Annotated in this window: 15 protein-coding genes; 3 read left to right on the top strand and 12 right to left on the bottom strand. The window is 72.1% G+C overall.

Going from position 1 to position 18424, the window contains the following annotated elements:
• Nucleotides 1-116 precede the first annotated feature (116 nt).
• Together sctT and FHT38_RS12290 are read right to left on the bottom strand one after the other, a co-directional pair.
• Nucleotides 117-944 (bottom strand): type III secretion system export apparatus subunit SctT, encoded by an 828-nt coding sequence (gene sctT, locus FHT38_RS12295; protein ID WP_217648510.1) that lies wholly within the window; start codon nt 942-944, stop codon nt 117-119.
• 1 nt (nt 945) lies between these two features.
• Nucleotides 946-1458, bottom strand: coding sequence for a hypothetical protein (locus FHT38_RS12290; RefSeq protein ID WP_175538481.1), 513 nt, complete (start codon nt 1456-1458; stop codon nt 946-948).
• Nucleotides 1459-1932: 474 nt separating this feature from the next.
• Here FHT38_RS12290 and FHT38_RS25650 point away from each other — a divergent pair, with 474 nt between their 5' ends.
• Nucleotides 1933-2736, top strand: a complete 804-nt coding sequence (locus FHT38_RS25650) for a response regulator transcription factor (RefSeq protein WP_091733542.1) — start codon at nt 1933-1935, stop codon at nt 2734-2736.
• 7 nt (nt 2737-2743) lie between these two features.
• On the opposite strand, the gene FHT38_RS12280 is transcribed toward FHT38_RS25650, so the two are convergent.
• From FHT38_RS12280 to FHT38_RS12240, 9 genes are all read right to left on the bottom strand, one after another.
• The gene (locus FHT38_RS12280; protein WP_091733544.1) at nt 2744-3199 is read right to left on the bottom strand and encodes a CesT family type III secretion system chaperone; all 456 of its coding nucleotides are present in this window, start codon (nt 3197-3199) and stop codon (nt 2744-2746) included.
• Between the two features lie 3 nt (nt 3200-3202).
• Nucleotides 3203-4207 (bottom strand): hypothetical protein, encoded by a 1005-nt coding sequence (locus FHT38_RS12275; RefSeq protein ID WP_183491940.1) that lies wholly within the window; start codon nt 4205-4207, stop codon nt 3203-3205.
• Entirely contained in the window at nt 4204-4464 is a 261-nt protein-coding gene (gene sctS / locus FHT38_RS12270) for a type III secretion system export apparatus subunit SctS (RefSeq protein ID WP_091733548.1), read from the bottom strand. The genes FHT38_RS12275 and sctS overlap by 4 nt, the downstream gene beginning before the upstream one ends.
• A 100-nt stretch (nt 4465-4564) precedes the next feature.
• On the bottom strand, nt 4565-5173 hold the full coding sequence (gene sctR / locus FHT38_RS12265; protein WP_404932682.1) for a type III secretion system export apparatus subunit SctR: 609 nt from the start codon (nt 5171-5173) through the stop codon (nt 4565-4567).
• Between the two features lie 50 nt (nt 5174-5223).
• Nucleotides 5224-6333: a FliM/FliN family flagellar motor switch protein gene (locus FHT38_RS12260; RefSeq protein WP_183491939.1), complete on the bottom strand. Its 1110-nt coding sequence runs from the start codon at nt 6331-6333 to the stop codon at nt 5224-5226.
• Nucleotides 6330-7004 (bottom strand): type III secretion HpaP family protein, encoded by a 675-nt coding sequence (locus FHT38_RS12255; protein WP_183491938.1) that lies wholly within the window; start codon nt 7002-7004, stop codon nt 6330-6332. Before FHT38_RS12255 ends, FHT38_RS12260 begins: the two co-directional genes overlap by 4 nt.
• A 21-nt stretch (nt 7005-7025) precedes the next feature.
• Nucleotides 7026-9080 carry a type III secretion system export apparatus subunit SctV gene (gene sctV / locus FHT38_RS12250; RefSeq protein WP_183491937.1) on the bottom strand — a complete coding sequence of 685 codons (2055 nt, stop codon included), beginning with the start codon at nt 9078-9080 and terminating at the stop codon, nt 7026-7028.
• Between the two features lie 24 nt (nt 9081-9104).
• Nucleotides 9105-10262, bottom strand: coding sequence for a type III secretion system export apparatus subunit SctU (gene sctU, locus FHT38_RS12245; RefSeq protein ID WP_183491936.1), 1158 nt, complete (start codon nt 10260-10262; stop codon nt 9105-9107).
• Nucleotides 10263-10448: 186 nt separating this feature from the next.
• Entirely contained in the window at nt 10449-14285 is a 3837-nt protein-coding gene (locus FHT38_RS12240; RefSeq protein WP_183491935.1) for a hypothetical protein, read from the bottom strand.
• Between the two features lie 238 nt (nt 14286-14523).
• Here FHT38_RS12240 and FHT38_RS12235 point away from each other — a divergent pair, with 238 nt between their 5' ends.
• Nucleotides 14524-16218, top strand: coding sequence for an HrpF/NolX family T3SS translocon protein (locus FHT38_RS12235; protein ID WP_183491934.1), 1695 nt, complete (start codon nt 14524-14526; stop codon nt 16216-16218).
• Between the two features lie 167 nt (nt 16219-16385).
• Here FHT38_RS12235 and FHT38_RS12230 read toward each other — a convergent pair whose 3' ends face one another.
• On the bottom strand, nt 16386-17612 hold the full coding sequence (locus tag FHT38_RS12230; protein WP_183491933.1) for a hypothetical protein: 1227 nt from the start codon (nt 17610-17612) through the stop codon (nt 16386-16388).
• Nucleotides 17613-17938: 326 nt separating this feature from the next.
• Between FHT38_RS12230 and FHT38_RS12225 the strand changes: the two genes are divergently transcribed.
• Nucleotides 17939-18424, top strand: coding sequence for a type III effector protein chaperone (locus FHT38_RS12225; protein WP_183491932.1), 486 nt, complete (start codon nt 17939-17941; stop codon nt 18422-18424).

Raw genomic sequence — 18424 nt, 5'->3', positions numbered from 1 at the left:
TCCTCCTTCCAAGGGACAGCTTGGGTGGGGACAGCATCCGCCTCGCGGCGGCGGCGCGCGCCTCGCAGGCGAAGCGGCACGGAAGGATACGAAACGCAACAGCCGCGCGCGGCGCCTCAATGGGCCGACTGGAACCAGGCCCCCAGGTCGCGCGCCATCGTGTGCAGCGCCAGCTGCGGCTTGACCTGGTCGAAGAACACCGCCACCAGCAGCACCAGCATCAGCAGCGCCACCGCGCCCTTGATCGGCTGGCTCAGGTTGTTGGGCTCGAGCTTGTCGGCCGTCTTGGAGATCAGGCCGATGCCCAGGTCGATCAGCAGCAGCACCATCACGACGGCGCTGCAGATCTTGATCATGGCCTGCAGGTAGCCGGTGATCTGCGCCTGCAGGAAGCGCTCGAGCAGGTTGGACCACTCGGGCATCGCGCGGTCCAGCGGCCACCACTGGAAGGACTCGAACAGCAGCCCCACCAGCGCCAGCAGCCCGCCCAGCAGGTAGAAGCCGCAGATCGCCAGCTGCGAGAGCAGGTTGCCCACCGGCGTGCTCTGCTCGCCGCTGAGCGGATTGGTCTGCTGGACGTTGTTGTAGCCGGCCTGGTTGTCGATCAGCACGCCGATGCCCTCGGCCACCCAGAACACGGTGGAGACCGCGTAGCCCAGCAGCAGTCCGATCAGGCCCTCCTTGGCGATCAGCACGCACAGGGCGAAGGTCGACAGGTTGTCCACCACCTGCAGCGGCTGGCCGCAGGCGATGAAGATGCCGATGGTCAGCGCCAGGCCGTTGCGCACCACGCCCTGCAGCACCTGGTCGTTGGTGACCGGCAGCACCAGCATCGCGACGTAGCCGCGCAGGCTGCACAGCGCCAGCAGCGTCAGCAGGCTCTTGACCGATTCGCCGAGGTGGATGAGCGCCTCGGTGCCGCCCAGCGGATCCGGGGCCGCCATCTCAGGCCGCCTCCGGCTGACGGTCGGGTCGCGCGGCCAGCAGGCGCGCGACCGAGGCCTCCTCGGCCTCCTCGTCCTGCTGGTCGTCCTGCTCGGCCTGCTGCGTGCGGAGCGTGGTCTCCAGCCGCTGCCGGCAGCCGTCGAGCTGCTGCTCGCCGCGCCGGCGCGCGTGCTGGGCGGACACGACGGCCTGCTGCGCCGCCTCGACCTGCCGCTCGCCGTCCTGCACCCGCTTGGCCGCGGCCAGCGTGGTGCGCGTGGCTTCCTCGAGCAGGTGCTGCAGCGTCACCAGGTCGCTGGGGCGGAACCCCGCCGCGGTGCCGGCCAGGGCCTCGAGCTTGGCGCGCTGCGCGTCCTCGCGCGCGCGACAGCCGTCGGCCTCGGCCGTCAGCGCCTCCAGCTGCTGTTGCCGCTGGCGCGCCTGGGCCCGGGCGGCATCGAGGGCCGCGTCCAGCTGTTCCAGCCGGCGCTCCTTCAGCCGGACGAGGGTGCGCCATCCGCGCGTGCTGCTCATGGGTCGGGCCTCCGTGAATGGGAAGGGGTGGCCATGCCGCGTCGGGACAGCCGCTGGCGAGCTTGCGCCGCGCGAGGGCATCATCCGGCGCGCGGCGCGAAGCCGTCCGCGCGACCGCGAAGCGCCGATTCGCATCACCGTTGGAGGCGTTCGGGGCGGGTGGCGGAATTCATGGAGATAAGTTGGTGATGAGACGGAAATGAACAGGAGATGAACCGGACGTGAACGTTACAGAGCGTTGACCTGAACCCTGTATGAACCGCCTCAGGATGTGCTTCTTGTCACAACAAGGGCCATCGAGACGCAACTGAACGTGAGCCAAACTGGAACCCTGATAGATCAGGAAATGAACTATTTCGCTCAAGGCGACGGCTTCGGGATGGGCCGTCATTTCGGAACGGGGAGCCGTTCCCAGCCGTCACGCCGGCCTGCAATGGAAGACACATTCCACCGTCGTGGCACAGGAGAAATTCAGTGAAGCTCGTTGGACTGTTCATCAACAAGGCCCGGCAGGCGGCCTTGGTGCGCGACCTGTCGGCGCATGGCGTGGAGCTCCGGCCGATGCCGTCGTCGGCGGCGCTGCTGCAGGCGATCAAGCGCGGGGAGGCGCAGGCGGTGCTGCTGGAGGATGCCGACACCAGTCTGATCGACTGGCTCGCCATGCTGCAGCTGCGCCTGGGCGGCGTCGTGCCGATCCTGGTCGTCGGTGGGGACAACGCTGTCGGCATGGTCGACGCGATGGCGCATGGCGCGACCGACTACGCCGACTACGTGGACTCGGTCGAGCCGCTGCTGACCCGGCTGCGGGCCCGCGTCGGCCGGCCGCAGCAGCTGCGGCGCATGGGGCTGGAGGTCGGCCCGTACTCGCTCGATGCGGCCGCGTCGGCGGTGCGGCGCGACGACCAGGAGATCAGCCTGACCGCGCGCGAGTTCGCGCTGGCCTGGGTGCTGTTCTCCAATGCCGGGCGGGTGGTCAGCGCGTCCAGCCTGACCGCGCGGGTCTGGGGCGGCGGCACCGACATCTGCAAGCGCACGCTGGAGCAGCATGTCTACCGACTGCGGCGCAAGCTGAGCGGCGGCGCGACCGGGGCGGTGGTGCGGATCCAGGCGATCTACAGCATCGGCTACCGGCTCGACCTGCTGCATGAGCAGCCGCTGGCCTGGGCCATGCCGGACTACGGCAGCGCCGCCACCGCCCAGCTGCCGCTGCATGCGCGCGGCCTGCCCCAGGAGCAGCCGCCGGGCTACCTGCGCCACCTCTGGCCCGGCGAGTTCTGAGCGCGCCTCAGGCGCGGATCCAGAAGTAGTCGCCGGCGCAGATGCCGGCGAACATCTCCTCGGTCGCATTGGCGATGTTGTCGCGCCAGTAGCGACCGTGCTCGGCGTAGTGGGTCAGGGTCTCGGCCAGCCAGGGCGCGTCGATGCTGTCGCCCAGCGGCACGCGCACGATCAGCACGATGCCGCCGGTGTCCGCATGCAGGCCCAGCTGCGCCTGGTCCTGGGCGTAGACGCTGAGGTTGGCTTCCAGCAGCAGCCGGAACACGCGCAGCGTGCGGCCGGCGGTGACGATGCCGTAATGGAAGTTGAGGTACATCGCGCCGGGATCGTTCGAGAAGTTGGCGAGGTTGACCTCGAAGCCCTCGACCTCGATGGTGCCGCGGCGCAGCACGGCGTCGGCATCCGGCAGCTCGATGAGCTGGCAGAGGTCGCGGACCAGCGACTGGAAGCGTTCCTGGCTCATGGGTCACGCGGCCGGCGCGGCCATCGAGGTCGCGCAGACCATCTCGATGCGGTCGCAGCTCAGGCGGGTCTGCTGCGGCGTCCGCGGACGGTCCGCGTTCAGCAGCAGCAGGGGCAGCAGGGCGTGGCGGTTCTGGCGCGCTTCCTCGGCAGGATCGGCGGAAGCGGCGGGATCGGTCGGCGCCGCGACCCGAGGGCCCGGTTCGGAACGCTGGTCGAGCAGCGCCTGCTTGACCCGCGCGAGCGTCGCCAGCGGTCCCGGCTCCGGGCGCGACTGCAGGTAGGCGCGCACCGCCACCAGGCGCAGCGCGGCCAACTGCGTGACCAGACCCACCGGCTCGCCGGGAGCCGTCGGGGAGCCGCGTCCGGCCGCCGCCGCCTCGAGTTCGAGCAAGGCGCCGACGAGCGCCATCGCCCGGTACTCGGGCGACGCGGCGGCGATCGCGTCCGGCGAGGCCGGCGCCAGCGCCCGGGCGTTGGCGCCGGCCAGGGCCTCGAACGCTGATTGCCACGCGCCGGCGCTGGCGCTGGCGGCACCGGATGGCGGCGCGGAACGCGCGCCGATGCGCCAGCGACGGTCGTGGCGCGCCTCCTCGCGGCGGTCATCCTGCTCGCGCTCGCCGGGATCGTCGTGGCGCGTCAGCGGTCCCAGGTCCAGGCCGGGCGCGCGCTCCGCCTGCTCGGCCGCGGCGAAGCCCGGCATCGACGGCAACGGCGGCGCGTTGGCGTGCTCCTCATGGTCCGGCCCCGCCGCGCCGGCACCGGGCGGCGACGGCGGGCGGCGGCGCAGGGGCGTCGGACGGCGGGGCGGCGGCGGCGCGGGCGCGCGGACCGTGCGGAACACATAACCGCGGAACTGCCCCCGGTGCCCATGACCGGCCTGCGCCAGCGCGTCGTGCGGATCCAGGTTGTGGCGGTGCGCCACGGCGGCGCTTTTGGCCTCGGACACGCGCGCCGCCGCGGCGGCGGCGTCTGCGGCCAGCTGGCGGCGGATCGATCCGGCGCTCATAGGAACATCGCCGCGAGCAGGTTCTCGGAGAAGCGCAGCAGCGTCGAGCCGGCCCAGGGCGCGCAGATCGCCACCACCACCGTCACCGCCAGCAGCTTGATGCCCTGCGAGATGCTGGAGTCCTGCAGCGAGGTGATCGCCTGCACGAAGGAGATCAGCAGGCCGACGATGGCCGACACCGCCACCGCGGGCAGCGACAGCATCAGGCACATCATGAGGGCTTCGGAGGTGAGGCGGATGATGTTCTCGTAATGCATGGCGGGTTCCGGTCGGAGCGTCCCGGAGCGGGGACGCCAGGAGGCGCGAGGCACGCGAGGGACGTCCGTGGGGCGGCCATCGGCGCTGGGCAGCGGCAGATCAGCGGTAGGTCAGCACCAGCCCGTGGATGAGCTTGGGCCAGCCGTCCAGCACGATGAACAGCAGCAGCTTGAACGGGATTGCGACGTTGGTCGGCGTGACCTGGGACAGGCCCATCGCCAGCAGCACGTTGGCGATCACCAGGTCGATGACGACGAAGGCCAGGTAGAGCAGGAAGCCGATGCGGAAAGCCGCCGAGAGCTCGGTGAGCAGGAAGGCCGGCGCCAGCACCAGCAGGTCGTCCTTCTTGAGCTGGGCGGCGCGCTCGGCCGGCCAGATGGCGGCGGCGGACTTCAGGAAGAAGGCCTTCTCGGCCGGATCGGCGTGCTTGTCGAGGAAGCGGCGGAAGGGCTCGCGCGCGGCGTCGGCGGCGCCCAGCAGCTGCTGCGCGTTGGACTGCGTCGCCGAGGTCGAGGCGCCGCGCATCTGCTCCGAGGCCTCCATCAGCACCGGCGCCATGATGTAGCAGGACACGATCATCGCCACGCCGTTCAGGACCATGTTGGGCGGCACCTGCTGCACGCCGATGGCGTTGCGCAGCAGGCCCAGCACGACGGCGATCTTGGTGTACGAGGTCACCACCATGGCGGCGAACGGCAGCACCGCCATCGCCGCCAGCACCAGGAACAGCGAGACCGGATCGGTGCTCGGCAACGGCATCATGACGACAGCCCCGGGGTCAGTCCGGTGGAGGCCGCGGCGCCGCCGGACGTCACGCCCAGGCCCATCCGCACGATGCGCACGCCGAGCTGGTCGCCGATGGCCACCAGCTGACCCAGGCCGAGCGTCTGCCCATGGCAGACCAGGCGCACCGTCGCCTCGGGCAGCGGCACGTCGAGCTCGATGACGGCGCCTTCGCCGAGGCTGGCCAGCTCGCCCAGCGCGATGCGGGCGCTGTCGATCTCGAAGGACACCGGCACCTGCAGATGCTCCAGCCCTTCGGCCGGCGGCATGGCCAGCGGCGCCGCGGCCGCCTCGTCGACGAGGCGGGGCGGGGCCGCGAGGTGGGCGCGGGAGGCATCGAGGTCGAGGTCGGCAATGGCTTGCATCGTGATTCCCAGTCCGAATTTCAAGGTGACGCGCCAGCGCGGTCCGGCGCGACGCGCGGCGCCGGCCAGCACCACGTCGCCGGGGGTCAGGCCGTGCAGCGCGCGCTGGCCCAGCGGTCGCTCGAAGAGCGCGAGACGCATCGGCACCCGCAGCGCGGCCAACCGTCCCAGCGGCGAGGCCGTGCCGTCGCGCATCAGCGCATCGAGGTGATCCGCCAGCGCGCGATCCAGCCGCGCCAGCGACAGCTGCCCGGCACCGACGTTCAGCGCCGGCAGGCCGCCATCGCCGAGCGCCTGCGACGGATAACGGCGCACCGCGCCGACCCGCAGGCCGGGGAACAGCGGCGCCAGTCGCGCGGCCAGCGGCGCCAGCAGCGCGTCGGCGACCTCGCGGGCCAGCTCGGCATCGGGCAGCTCGGCCGCCATCGCGAGCGCGGGCCACTGCGCCGGATCCAGCGCCACGTCGGCGCGGCCGGCCGCGCTGCGCAGGTCCAGCGACAGCAGCTCCGTCGGCGGCCGCGCCGCATGCACCTGCGTGGCCAGGCCCAGACGCTCGGTGAGCCAGCGCGGGAAGCGGCCGTCGAAGCCGAGGCGCGCCGCGCGCGCCGCCGCCGGCCGCAGCGCCGGCAGGCGGCCGGTCAGGCTCTCCGCGCGCGCCACGGCGCCACGCGGGGGCGGGGCGGTGGTCGGCGTCGGGGCGGTCAGCAGCTCAGGCGTCATAGGACTTCGATGTCGATGCCATGGGGCAGTTGGGGCAGGCGCTCGAGCTGCTCGAGCAGCCGGGGCCGGTATCGGCAGACTAGGTGGTGCGACTGCGGCGACTGCGTCGAGAAGCGAAGCGCGAGCCAGTGCTGCGAAAGGCTCAGCTGCAGCGTCGTGTCGGGCAGCACGGCCGGATCCATCGGGATCGTGACGGTCCAGTTCACGATGGCCGGATCGGCGCGGGCGCACAGGGTGGCGATGGACGCGGCCATGCGCTCGGGCCAGTCGTCCGCGGCGGCGGCCGGCGTGTCCGGTCCGTCGCCATCGGCGGGGACATCGAGCGCCTCCGGCGCCTGTCCTTCGTCCTGCGACGGCAGCACATGCAGGACCGCCGCGGCGCGCGACGTGGCCCTTGGTGCCGCCAGCTGGGCGAGCGCGCCGTGACGGTCGGCGGAGGCCTTGGAGCCAGCCCCTGGTGTGGCGGGCGCGCTCGTGTCCGGCGCGGTCGAGGCGCTCGACGACGCCGGCGTGGCGGCTTCGGCCGTCTCCTGCCTGCGCGGCGCGCCGAGCGTGCGCCTGAACCGGTCCGCCGACTGCTGCGCCGCCGCCTGCGCGGCCGCGGCGGGGCGTCCCGCGACCTCGGCGGGTTGCAGCAGCCGCAAGGGACGGCGGGGCTCGGTGCGCGACATGGGGCCCGGTGGTCCGCGCGCTCAGCCGCTCACGCGACCGATCGGCCGCAGCTCGACGAGGCTGCCCAGTTCCTGGAAGGAGTAGACGCGCAGCCACTCGAGCCGGCCCTCGATCATCTTGCGCACGTAGCGGCGGATGTCCATCGAGGTGACCAGCGCCACGCCCTGCGACGGCGCGCCGGCCAGTTCCGCGATGCGGTCGGTCAAGGCCATCGCGTTCTCCGGCGGCATCGCCAGGTAGTTGCCGGCCGGCGTGGGCTTGATGCACTGGCGGATCGCCTGCTCGATGGCGGGATCCAGCAGCACCGCCGACAGGTGGCCGCGACCCGCAGTCGCCTCGAAGGCCAGGTAGCGGCCCAGGTCGCCGCGCACGTACTCGGTGAGCAGCAGCATGTCCTTCTCCTTCGGACCCCAGGCGATGAGGCTCTCGAAGATCGAGCGCACGTTGCGGATCGGCACCTGCTCCTCGAGCAGCCGGCGCAACACCTCCGCGATGCGCTGCAGCGGCAGCACCTTCTGCACTTCGGCGACGAGGCCGGGGTACTCGGGCGAGACGCGGTCGATGACCCACTGCACCTCCTGCACGCCCATGAACAGATGGGCGTGGCGGCGCAGCACGCCGAAGACCTGCGCCGCGATCACCGACTCCAGGTCCATGCACGCGCCGCGCTGCGCTTCGGGCACCGCGGCCGGCGGCAGCCACAGCGACTCGGCGTGATGCAGGATCGGCCCGTGGCGCTGCGCCGCGCCGGCGAGCGCGCTGGCCGGGTCGTTCAGCAGCAGCAGCCGGCCGGGCACCGTGTGCTGGCTGGCGGGCACGTCGTTGAGCAGCACGTCGAAGCGGTGCTCCGGCAGGTCGGCCGACACCCACATCGCCGCGCCGGGGAAGGGCAGGCCCAGGTGGGCCTGCAGCTTGTGGCGTTCGGACTCGAGCGCCTCGTCGAGGCGGTCGGCCTCGAGCAGCTCGCCCAGCGGGCGCGACATCCGGATCGCCAGCGGTTTGGCGAAGTGGGGCGGCTGCTGCAGGATCGCGGGCGCGTCGCCCTTGCCGCCTTCGCGCTGCAGCGCGCTGATCGGCTTGGACAGCACGGTGGCTTCCTCCTTGCGCTGGCGCTTGCCCAGCCAGTGGGCGATGGCCACCAGGCCCATCGCCAGGCCGAGGAACTGCAGCGCCGGGAAACCCGGCACCAGCGCGAAGGCCATGGTCAGGCCGCCGGCCAGGTAGATGGCGCGCGGATTGCGCGAGAGCTGCGCGCCGATCTCCTGGCCCAGCGAACGCGGCTTCTTCTCCTGCTCGTCGGCGACGCGGGTGATCAGCACGCCGGCGGCCACGCAGATGAACAGCGAGGGCACCTGCGACACCATCGCGTCGCCGATGGACAGCACGGCGAAGCGGGTCGAGGCCTCGCCCGCGGTCATGCCGTGGTACAGCACGCCGACCACGATGCCGGCCAGGATGTTGACCATCGTGATGATCAGGCCGGCGATGGCGTCGCCCTTGACGAACTTCATCGCGCCGTCCATGCCGCCGTGCATCTGGCTTTCCATCGCCAGCATGGCGCGTTTGCGCTTGGCTTCCTCGGCGGTGAGGATGCCGGCGCGCAGGTCGGCGTCGATGCTCATCTGCTTGCCGGGCATCGCGTCGAGGGTGAAGCGTGCGCCGACCTCGGCCACGCGCTCCGAGCCCTTGGAGATCACGATGAACTGCACCACCGTGATGATGATGAACACGACGATGCCCACCACCAGGTTGCCGCCCACGACCAGGTTGCCGAAGCTCTCGATCACATGGCCGGCGTCGGCATGCAGCAGGATGGCCTTGGTCGAGGCGATGTTGAGCGACAGCCGGAACAGCGTCGTGAACAGCAGCAGCGACGGGAACGAGGACAGCGACACCGCGTTCGGGATGAACAGGGTCGTCATCAGCAGCAGCACGCTGACGGCGATGTTGATCGCCAGCAGCGTGTCGATCAGCATCGTGGGCAGCGGCAGGATCATCAGCGCCACGATGGCGACGATGAGCGCGGCCATCGTGAGGTCGTTGCCCATGGTGGGGCTGAGGCGCAGGGCGGCCATGGCGGCGGGTCCTTCCGGGAGGGATCAGGGAGTGGGCGGTGGCGCGGCGGGCCGCGGCGGCTCGGTGGAGGAGGCGGCGGGCGCGGTGGAAGCGCCGGGTGCGCCGGATGCGACGGATGCGGGGAGGGGCGCCGGCGAGGTCAGCGTGTGCAGGTAGGCGACCCAGCGCAGCACGGCGGCGACGGCCTCGAAGAGTTCCTCGGGGATGGCGTCGTCGACCGGCAGCTTGTGCAGCGCGCGCGCCAGCGGCGGGTTGCCGACGATGGGCACGCCGGACTTCTCGGCGATGGCGCGGATGCGCAGCGCCTCGGCGTCCATGCCCTTGGCGACGATGACCGGCAGCGGCGTCTCGCCGGGCTCGTAGCGCAGCGCCACCGCGTAGTGGGTCGGGTTGGTGACGACGACGGTGGAGCCGGGCACGCGCTGCTCGGGCGGCGAGGTGGCCATCTCGTGGGCGATCTCCTTGCGCTTGCCCTTGAGTTGCGGGTCGCCCTCGCTCTCCTTGTGCTCGCGCTTGATCTCGTCCTTGGACATCTTCTGGTCGCGCTTGAACAGCCACAGCTGCAGGCCGAAGTCGACCGGTCCGACGATGATGAAGACGAGGCAGCCGGCGGAGATCAGCTTGATCAGGGCCTTCCAGCCGAGCACGCCGACGCCGACCGCGTCGAAGTAGGCGGCGCCGACCAGCAGCGGCACCAGGCCGCGGATCATGACCCACAGCACCGCGCCGAGCGCGATGGCCTTGGCCACCATCTTCAGGAAGTCGATGATCGAGCGGACCGAGAACAGCTTCTTGACGCCCTCGGCGGGGTTGAGCTTGTCGAACTGCAGGTTGAGCGGCTCGAACGACAGGTTGAAGCCGACCTGCGCGAAGGACGCGATGACGCCCAGCGCGACGGACACGGCGACGAAGGGCAGGGTGGCGAGGAAGCCGGAGCGGGTGATGTCGACGGTGAGCGCGAGCAGCTCCTCGTTGCTCTTGGCGACGACGCCTTCGCGCAGCGCGCGGACGATGAGGCCGGAGAGCTGGTCGAGCGTGGACTCGGCCATCACGATCAGCACGATGAGCAGGCCCACCAGGCCCAGCGCCGCGTTGACGTCCTGGCTCTTGGGGCTCTGGCCCTTCTTGCGGGCGTCGTCGAGCTTCTTCTTTGTCGGCTCTTCGGTCTTTTCGCCGGACATGGTGGGCGGGCCTCGCGGGCAGGAGCAGCGCGGCCGCTGCGACAGGGGTCAATCTAGAGGCCGGATCCATCGCCGCCGCGGGGCGAGGCGAAGCGATGCGATCGGGCGCGAAGCCGGTATTGCTCCCTCTCCCGCTTGCGGGAGAGGGCGGGGGTGAGGGCGAGCGGCCTGCGCAGGCCGCCTCCCTCAACCGCGCGGGAACAGCACGTCGTTGTGCGCGCCTTCCGAGTTGTCGGAGACGCGCATCTCCAGGCCGAGCAGCGACACGCCCGGCTGGTTGGCGGTGTTGAACACGTTGTTGATCACCAGCCGCCGCGGCTGCCAGGTCGACTCGTCCGCGAGGAAGGCCTCGCGCTCGGCGTGCATGGCCGCCGCTTCCTCGTGCTGGCCGAGCTTGCGGGCCAGCGCGATGCTCGCGTCGTAGCCGTCGACCGCCGCCGCGGCCGGCACCTGCAGGCAGTCCACCACCAGGTACTGCTTGAACTGGTTGTCCAGCACCGCCGCATCCTGGAAGAACTGCTTGAAGTCGGCCTCCGACGCCTGCTGCCGGAGGCGGAAGTCCTCCGGCGCCGGCTTGAAGTCGCTGGGGAACTTCGTGTACGTGTTGCCGTGGTTGATCCAGCGCGCCCGGTCGCCCTCCGCGGCCTGCTCGAAGCGCGGCAGGTCGAGGAACTCGCTCACGCGACGGCTGCGCATCGGCGCCGTCACGCCGTCCATCGTGACGAGCCGCTTGGTCACCTCGACGCCACCGACCCGGTCCGCGCTCCGGCTGGCGCCGGCCACGTCGCCCGCATTGACGGTCCTGCCGTCGCCCAGGTCCTTCAGCCGCACGCTGAGGCTGGCCGCCGCGCCGGTCTGCCGCAGGGTCCGCACGCCGGCCTTCACCTCCTGGTAGCGGTAATGGCCCGAGGCCTCCTCGGCCACGGTCTGGCGCACCTCGCCCTGGCTGCGGCCCTGCAGCCAGGCCCCGCGCGCCTGCGCGACCTGCGCCGTGTCGTCCGGCACCGCGGCGGGCCCGGGCGCGGCCGCCGTGCCAGCGACCGGCGCCGCCGCCTCCTGCGGCTGCCCCGGCACGGGCCGGGAAATGGCCAGCTGCGGACTGAGGACGTTGCCCGCGAGCTCGCCCCGTTTGGATTCGCGGTTGTACTGGCCCAGCAGGTTGAGCGAGGCCGCGTCGACGGTCGACAGGATCGCGTCGACGGGACCGGCATGGCCCTTCTCCTGCCACAGCACCGCGCTGCGCAGCATGTCCTCGAACTCGCGCTGGTTCGTCGCCTCGGTCGTCTTGTCGCGCGGCACGCGGGCCAGCAGGCCGTTCTGCCACTGGTTCTCGTAGCTGCCGGTGGCGGTCAGGTCCGCCATGCGCATGCCGGCCGACACCAGGTCGAAGTCCTGCTTCAGCGACATGCCGACCCCGCCGCCGAGCTTGGCGCCCACCGTGCTCTGCGTGCCGACGGTGAGGTAGTAGGCCTGCGTCGTCATGCCGATCTCCATCACCAGGTCGTGCTGGTACTTGCCCGCCGCGGCCAGCCGCAGGGTCAAGGACATCGGATCGGGCATGCCGGCCTGGCTCAAGCCCAGCTGCACCTTGGAGGTGTCGAAGCCGTAGCTGTTGCCGCCGCTGAACTTGAACTTGTCCCGCAGCGACATCAGCCGGCCGATCGAGATCAGGCCGTCCAGCAGCTGCTGCTTGTCGTCGATCTGGCCGCGGTTCCAGATCGCGGAGCCGACGGCGCGGTCCAGCGTCTTGCGGAACGCGCCCACCGCCTTGGCCGCAACGGGCTCCTTGGCCTCGGTCAGGTCGGCGGCGGCGATGCGCGCCAGCTGGTGGGTCGCTTCCGCGGGCGTTACCTGGCCAGCGGCATAGCTCTCCCACATCCTGGACAGCGCCGGATGCTGCGCCAGCGTGCGTTCATCCAGACCGAAGCGCTCCGGGACCTGGACCTCGGCGATCGCGGCGTTGACGATCTGCTCCGGCGCCCCGTCCGGCACGGCGGCGTCCAGCGCCCGCGCCAGCGTCTTGAGCGCGCGTTCCGCCGGTAGCGCCGTGTCGTTGCCGCGCAGCGTGTCGATGGCGGTCCTCATGGCGTCGACCGCCTCCTGGGTGCCGGTGATCAGGCCGGCCTGCGCCAGCGTGCGGGTCGCCGAGCCCACGGCCGACGGGTTCAGTGCCGTGGCGCCGCCGATGGGCAGGGCCCGCGCGAGCGCGCCCATCACGCCGTTCTCGCGCGACACGCTGGACAGCATGTCGGTCGTCAGCCCCTTCAGGTAGTCGTCGGCCTTCTGCAGCGAGCTGCCCGGCCCCTCGTCGAAGAAGGCGTTGCGCACCGCATTGAACGCGCGCCGGAGGTCGGTATCCAGCCCGTCCAGCTTGAAGTCCGAGGTCTGCAGCACGGCCGCGGCGGCGGTGCGCGCCTGCGCGGGAATGCCGGTGGCGGCAGCCGGCGCGCCGGACGAATCGAGCGTGGCGTCGGCCGAGAACAGCACGCGCAAGGCGGCGTCGCGACGGGCGACCGCTTCCTTGTCCAGCTTGGGCGCGCCAGGCGCCGGCGGCGCCATCAGCGCGGACAGCATCTCGATGCCGCGCGGCAGCACGGCGACCTCCCGTGCCAGCGCGACGGCGGCGGACTCCGCGGGCGAGCGCGATTCGGGCGATGCCGCCGCATCGGCGAGCCGCCGGATGTCCAGCGTTCCGAGCGTCTGCAGCGCCTGCGCCGCCTGTTGTCCCTGCGGGCCGTCCAGGGCGAGGCGGTCCGTCTCGCCCCGCTGGCCGAAGGCGACGACGCTGGCGCTGAAGATGTTCTCGAGCGCCATGTCGCGCGGCAACTGGTCCTCCTTGGCGGGCCGCGCGCGGAGCCGATCGGCCACCGATCCCAGCGTTTCGCCCAGGGAGGAATCGATGGCGGCGGCCCGCCCGAGCACCACGCCGGTCTGCCGGTCCTGCAGCGCATGGAGCTCGCTCAGGGCCGTCGCGTGGCGATGCAGCGCCTGGGCCTCGCCGGCCCAGGCGCGGTCGAGCTTGTCGAGCACACGGCCCAGCAAGGGCGCGACGTCCCCCGGCAGATCCAGGGCGGGCAGCATCGCCTTGTGGGCGTCCACCGCCTGCCGGGCGGCATCGCGCTGCGGGCCGGACGCCTCCCCGGGCAACCCGTGCAGCGCATGGAGCAGCGGCTTGAAGCCGTCGACGAAGTCGCGCAAGGCGGGGCCCTTGTCCTCGGCGGCGGCCTGCAGGCACAACACGGACTTGTCGACCTCGACCTCGATGCCGCGCGCCGCGTACTGGGCTCCAGCCAAGGCGATCAAGGCCTTCTGCTCATTCACGCGGGTGTCGAGGCGCGGTGCCCCCGCAGCGGCCGCGGCGCGGGCCTCGGCGGGCGCCATGTCGGACAGCGTGGGCGTGGCGCGAGCCCAGAGGCCCACCGACTGCACCGCCGCGACGGCCACGCCGGCCGCGGTCCGGGTCGCGTCGCCCGCCACCTTCAGCAGCGCGGCCCCGGCCGACCCGGAGGGAGCGTCGGCGAGCGGCGCCGCAGCGGCTTCCGCGCCCAGCCACCGGTCGAGCGCCGGCGTCTCCAGCAGGCTCGCCGCGGTCTTCAGCTGCGCGTCGCGTCCGGCGGGCACGGAGAAGTCGAACCGGTCCGCCTCCAGCGACGGGAACTTCGGCGCCAGCGGCATCTCGCCGGGCGGCCCGCCCGCCGACAGGTGGTTCTTCACCTGATAGCCGGGCACCGTGACCGTGGTCGTGAGGGGGTGGTGCTTCTCCGAGCCATAGGGCACCTGGCGCCACCGCAGTTGCGGCGCCACGGCGGTGGACACGCCGATGGACCCGTCGCCGCCGCGCAGGTCGCCGGTCTCGATGTCCCCCTGGGGCTGTCGGCGACGGCGCAGGCCGGTGAAGGTCGAGGACTCCGCCGCGGGCTGGGGGAGGGCGGCGGGCTCCGGCGTCGACGGCTGCGAGCTGGTGGAGGCGCCGGGCGGCAACAGGGTCGCGGGGCTGCGGGTGATCGAGGTGTCCGAGGACATGGGGGCCTTCCTGGTGTTGTTGTTGAAACGCCCAGGTTCGGTGCGAACGGGCACCAGCGCGGGGAGCGCGCGAAGCCGCGACCGTCGATGCGAAACACGCCCGGTCGCCGCGCGGGCCGCTTCGTCTGCCCGCCCGGCGCTTCGGCCCATCGCGAAAGCGCGATGACGCGGCCCGGGACCATGCATCGATCGGGCGCCCGGCCGCCCGCCCCAATGACGTCAGCTTCTGGAGACCTTCATGCCCCCGTCGATCGCGAACCAGGGACTGCCCGCCATGCCCTTGCCGCCGAACTTCGGCGCGGTGCCGGAGCCGGTGTCGGAGCATGGGCCGGGGTTGTCGCCGGAGTGGCGGCAGCGGCTGGATGCCGCGGTGACCCTCTCGCTGCGACGGTCCGGCGATGAGCCGGACAGCGCGAGCCCGGCGCCGGCGCCGGAGTTCTCCGATCCGGTGCCGGTGCCGATGAATCGCCTGCAGGCGGTGTCCACGCTGCAACGCAACGAACGCCTGTTCGAGAAGCCCAAGTCCGTCCCGGACCTGCAGCGCATCGCCGACGATCCGCGCACCGCGCCGGAGCTCGGTCGCGCGCTGCGCACGGTGCTGTCGGACGAGGAACTGAAGGATGGCCTGGACAGCGCGAGCAATGGGCGCACCGATGGCCGCATCGGCAGGACCGACCTGCACACGGTCGCGGAGTCCACCGAGCTGATCCGCTACAACCGCCGCCGCGCGGAGAGCTTCCGCCACAACTACCTGCCGTCCGATGGCGGCGGGACGGTGCGGGAGATGACCCGTCACGACGCGGCGCGTGAGCTCTACAAGTATTCCGATTACCTGCCGAAGACCACCTCGCTGGAGACGCTGCGGGAGCTGGTCGACGGCACGCTGCCGATGGACCGGCGGCCGCCGCAGGTGATCGCCGCGGCGCGTTACCTGGCGAGCCATCCCGAGGAATGGGAGTGCATCACCGGGCGGCCACAGGACGAGGCGATCCCGCGCGCCGCGCTCGCCGACGCGCTGGCCGGCCACATCCGGCTGCGGCCCGAGGAGCGCCGCGCGGTGCGCACGATCGAGCGCCATGCCGATGATTTCTTCGACGGCCGGCTGTTCGACCGCGACAAGCTGCGCCGCATCGCCGAGGACCCGCAGCGGCCGCGCGCGCACACCGAGGCGGCGCTGGTGCTGCTGGGCGATCCGGTGCTGTTCGGGCTGCTCGACAACGCCGAGCGGGGGCACAAGAGCAACGCCTGGCGCTCCTCGGACGATGGCCGGATCGGGCGCAACGACCTGCGCCGGTTTCTGGAGCGCGTCGATCGGACCGAGGGTCCGCCGCCGGTGGCGCCGCCCGCCGTGGAGCGGCGCGCGGAGCGGCCGGCTGATGGCGAGGTGGACATCGAGCCGCCCGTGCGACCCTTTCCCTGGCGCGATCCGGCGGCGGTGCGCGAGATGGTCGATGGCCGCTGGAACCAGCCCGATCCGCGCACGGAGAAGGGCGGCAAGTTGCGGCGCGTCGTGACGGGGGTGATGAAGGGGTTGTCGATCTTCGAGAAGATCGGCTCGACGACCTTGGGGGCGATCGCGGCGCTGAAGATTCCGCTGGTGAGCCAGGTGGCGGCGGTCGGCTCGATGGTGTCGAACGCGGTGGCCGGTGGCCTGGATGTCGGTCGCACGGCGATCGACGGGGGCGATGTGAAGAAGGCCGCGGCCAATGCGGGCAAGAGCTTCGGCAGCAATGCGCTGAGCGTGCTGACCGCGCCCGGGGCGGGTAAGGCAGTCACCGCGAGTGCCAGCGTGGTCGGGAAGACGGCCGCGAAGGCGGCGGTCAAGGAAACCGGCAAGCAGGTGTTCAACGAGGTGGTGAAGCCCAAGGCCGAGGAGCTGATGCTGCGACGACCCTCACCCCAACCCTCTCCCGCACCGCGGGAGAAGGAGTAACTCGGGCCGCGACCCAGCGGTGTGGCGAACTGCCAGATCCTTGAACGCTGCCAGTGCTCGAAGGCGGACGTGGTTCATCGCTCGGTGCCAGGAGACTCCCTCTCCCACTTGCGGGAGAGGGCGGGGGGAGGGCGGCTCCCGCGCGCGAGTGAAAGCCCCGCCACCCCTCACGATCGATCGGCCGGCGGCAGCTCCTGCAGCGCCACCTTCAGCAGCGGCTGGTCGCGCAGCGCCTGCCAGGACCGGCCGGAGGACGCGGTCAGCGCATCGGACAGGTCCAGCTTCGCCTCTCCCTTGCGCCCCGGCTCGAACACCTCCGCGGACGCGACCGCGAAGCGCGCGCCGGGCGCGAACGCCGCCTCCCGCTGTTCCTCGGCATAGCTGAAGGCCGACGTGTCGCGCGCCTTCGTGCCTTCCGCCAGCGGTGTCATCGTGAAGACGACCTGCCCCGGATAAGGCGCCTCGCGGCTGCCGGTGAGGATCTCCTTCGTGTCGACCGTGGCGCCCGGCTGCATGCGGTCCGCCACCGCGGCCAGCGCATCCGGCCCGGGCAGCCACAGGCCGCGCATCACCGGTTCCTGCACCGCGGGCAGACGCGCCAGGCCGCTGAGCAGCGGCTGCGTCAGGCCTTGCAGCGCCCATTGCATCTCGGGCTGGTCATGACGCAGCGCGGCGTTGATCGCGTGGAAGGCGCGGCTCAACACCGGCTCGCGCAGCATCTGCACCTGGCTGTTGACGCTGTAGAGGCTGAGCGCCATCCGCTCGGGCAGTTCCAGCGGCGCGGCGCCTTCCGCCACGGGGCTGTGCGAGGCCGCATCCGGGCTCAGGCCGAATTGCCGCGCCAGCTGCATCGGCGTCACCGGTCCCCCGGCGCTCGCGGCGGCGAGCAGCGCCTGCCCATCGCGGACGCCCCAGAGCAGGTCCTGCAAGGCCACGATGTGGTCGCGCTGTTCGGGCGACAGCGGCGACTTCTGGTCCTGCGCCTCCCAACCGCGCAAGGCGAGGGCGGTCTTCTGCTCGAGCCGCTCCAGCTGCTGCAGCGCCGGCGCCCATTCACCGGCGGGGAGCTGCTGCAGCTCGCGCCAGGCGGTGCGCCACGCGTCGCCATCGCGCATCACGCCCTTGAGCGCGAGCGCGTCCAGCGCCGCCGTGCTGCCGGCGACGTCGGCGCCCGGTGGCAAGGTGGACAGTTCACGCCGCGGTGCGAGCTGCGCCGACGCGGTGGACGGCCGGGTGGCGAGCGCGGAGAACGACTGGCTGCCGGGCGTCGCGACCGGCGCGGTCGTGGTCGTCGCGTTCGCGGCGGCCGTCGCGGCCGCGCCGGCCGGATTCAGCAGGGAGGTGCCGGCGCGCGCGAGCGTCGAGACCAGTGACGTGAGCGGGCGGTTCGGCATGGCCGTTGTCTCCATCTATGCGTGGTGACCGAAGCATCGCGAGGCGCCCGCGCGCCCGCGCAGGTGATGCGAAGCCGGCCCCTTCGGACCGAAGGGGTGGCGACCCGGTGCCATCGCGGTCCGCGGCGCTTCGCGCATCGGCATGCCGCTTCGTGCCTGGACCGCATCGCGTTCCGTCCCGGCACTAGCCTCGTCGATGAGCATTCCAGCCGCCCGGCGCACGGTCCAGGCTTCCCGCGACCTGCGGGTTCCCGGGGCCGTCCGACGCCTCGGTCGACGCCGCGCGGCGCCAGCGATGCGCCATTCAGCCACCAGGAGATGAACCCATGACCACGCCCCTCGACACCTCGGCCCCGACCTCCGACCTCAGCGCCGCCTTGCCGGCCCATGTCGGTCCGCTGCTGGCGCACGTGCACGGACTGACCCGCGCCGCCGCCCGCGCGCTCGGCATGGACGCCGACGCGGCGGAGCAGGCGGCGCGCGATGGCGGCCTGGTGCTCGATGGCGAGGCGGTGCTGCTGTCGCCGGTCGCGCTGGCGTCGGCGCAGGAGAGCAAGCTGGTGGTGTCGGTCACGCTGGGGCTGCGTCTGGGCGAGATGCCGCCGGCCGCGTTGATCGCGCTGCTGGCCCAGGCGCCGGGGCTGCTCGCGGTGCACGGGATGACCATCGGCAGCGACCCCGACGGCATGCTGGCCCTGCATCGCGTCGTCGACGCGGAGACCGCGTCCTCGGAAAGTCTGGTGCAGGACATGCTCACCGCCCGCCAGCTGGCGCTGCTGCTGCAGGACGCCGCCACGCCGAAGGAGCAATGA

Origin of the sequence: Mitsuaria sp. BK041 (assembly GCF_014193085.1) — a bacterium.
Lineage (GTDB): Bacteria > Pseudomonadota > Gammaproteobacteria > Burkholderiales > Burkholderiaceae_C > Roseateles.
Note: the sequence above shows the minus strand (reverse complement) of the source record. Positions and strands in the feature narration are given on the sequence as shown.

What these genes read in the sequence shown, in the direction of transcription:
- sctT (WP_217648510.1), bottom strand. Translation starts at nt 944, where the DNA reads ATGGCGGCCCCGGATCCGCTGGGCGGCACCGAGGCGCTCATCCACCTC.
- FHT38_RS12290 (WP_175538481.1), bottom strand. Translation starts at nt 1,458, where the DNA reads ATGAGCAGCACGCGCGGATGGCGCACCCTCGTCCGGCTGAAGGAGCGC.
- FHT38_RS12280 (WP_091733544.1), bottom strand. Translation starts at nt 3,199, where the DNA reads ATGAGCCAGGAACGCTTCCAGTCGCTGGTCCGCGACCTCTGCCAGCTC.
- FHT38_RS12275 (WP_183491940.1), bottom strand. Translation starts at nt 4,207, where the DNA reads ATGAGCGCCGGATCGATCCGCCGCCAGCTGGCCGCAGACGCCGCCGCC.
- sctS (WP_091733548.1), bottom strand. Translation starts at nt 4,464, where the DNA reads ATGCATTACGAGAACATCATCCGCCTCACCTCCGAAGCCCTCATGATG.
- sctR (WP_404932682.1), bottom strand. Translation starts at nt 5,173, where the DNA reads ATGGCGGTGCTGCCGTTCGCCGCCATGGTGGTGACCTCGTACACCAAG.
- FHT38_RS12260 (WP_183491939.1), bottom strand. Translation starts at nt 6,333, where the DNA reads ATGACGCCTGAGCTGCTGACCGCCCCGACGCCGACCACCGCCCCGCCC.
- FHT38_RS12255 (WP_183491938.1), bottom strand. Translation starts at nt 7,004, where the DNA reads ATGTCGCGCACCGAGCCCCGCCGTCCCTTGCGGCTGCTGCAACCCGCC.
- sctV (WP_183491937.1), bottom strand. Translation starts at nt 9,080, where the DNA reads ATGGCCGCCCTGCGCCTCAGCCCCACCATGGGCAACGACCTCACGATG.
- sctU (WP_183491936.1), bottom strand. Translation starts at nt 10,262, where the DNA reads ATGTCCGGCGAAAAGACCGAAGAGCCGACAAAGAAGAAGCTCGACGAC.
- FHT38_RS12240 (WP_183491935.1), bottom strand. Translation starts at nt 14,285, where the DNA reads ATGTCCTCGGACACCTCGATCACCCGCAGCCCCGCGACCCTGTTGCCG.
- FHT38_RS12235 (WP_183491934.1), top strand. Translation starts at nt 14,524, where the DNA reads ATGCCCCCGTCGATCGCGAACCAGGGACTGCCCGCCATGCCCTTGCCG.
- FHT38_RS12230 (WP_183491933.1), bottom strand. Translation starts at nt 17,612, where the DNA reads ATGCCGAACCGCCCGCTCACGTCACTGGTCTCGACGCTCGCGCGCGCC.
- FHT38_RS12225 (WP_183491932.1), top strand. Translation starts at nt 17,939, where the DNA reads ATGACCACGCCCCTCGACACCTCGGCCCCGACCTCCGACCTCAGCGCC.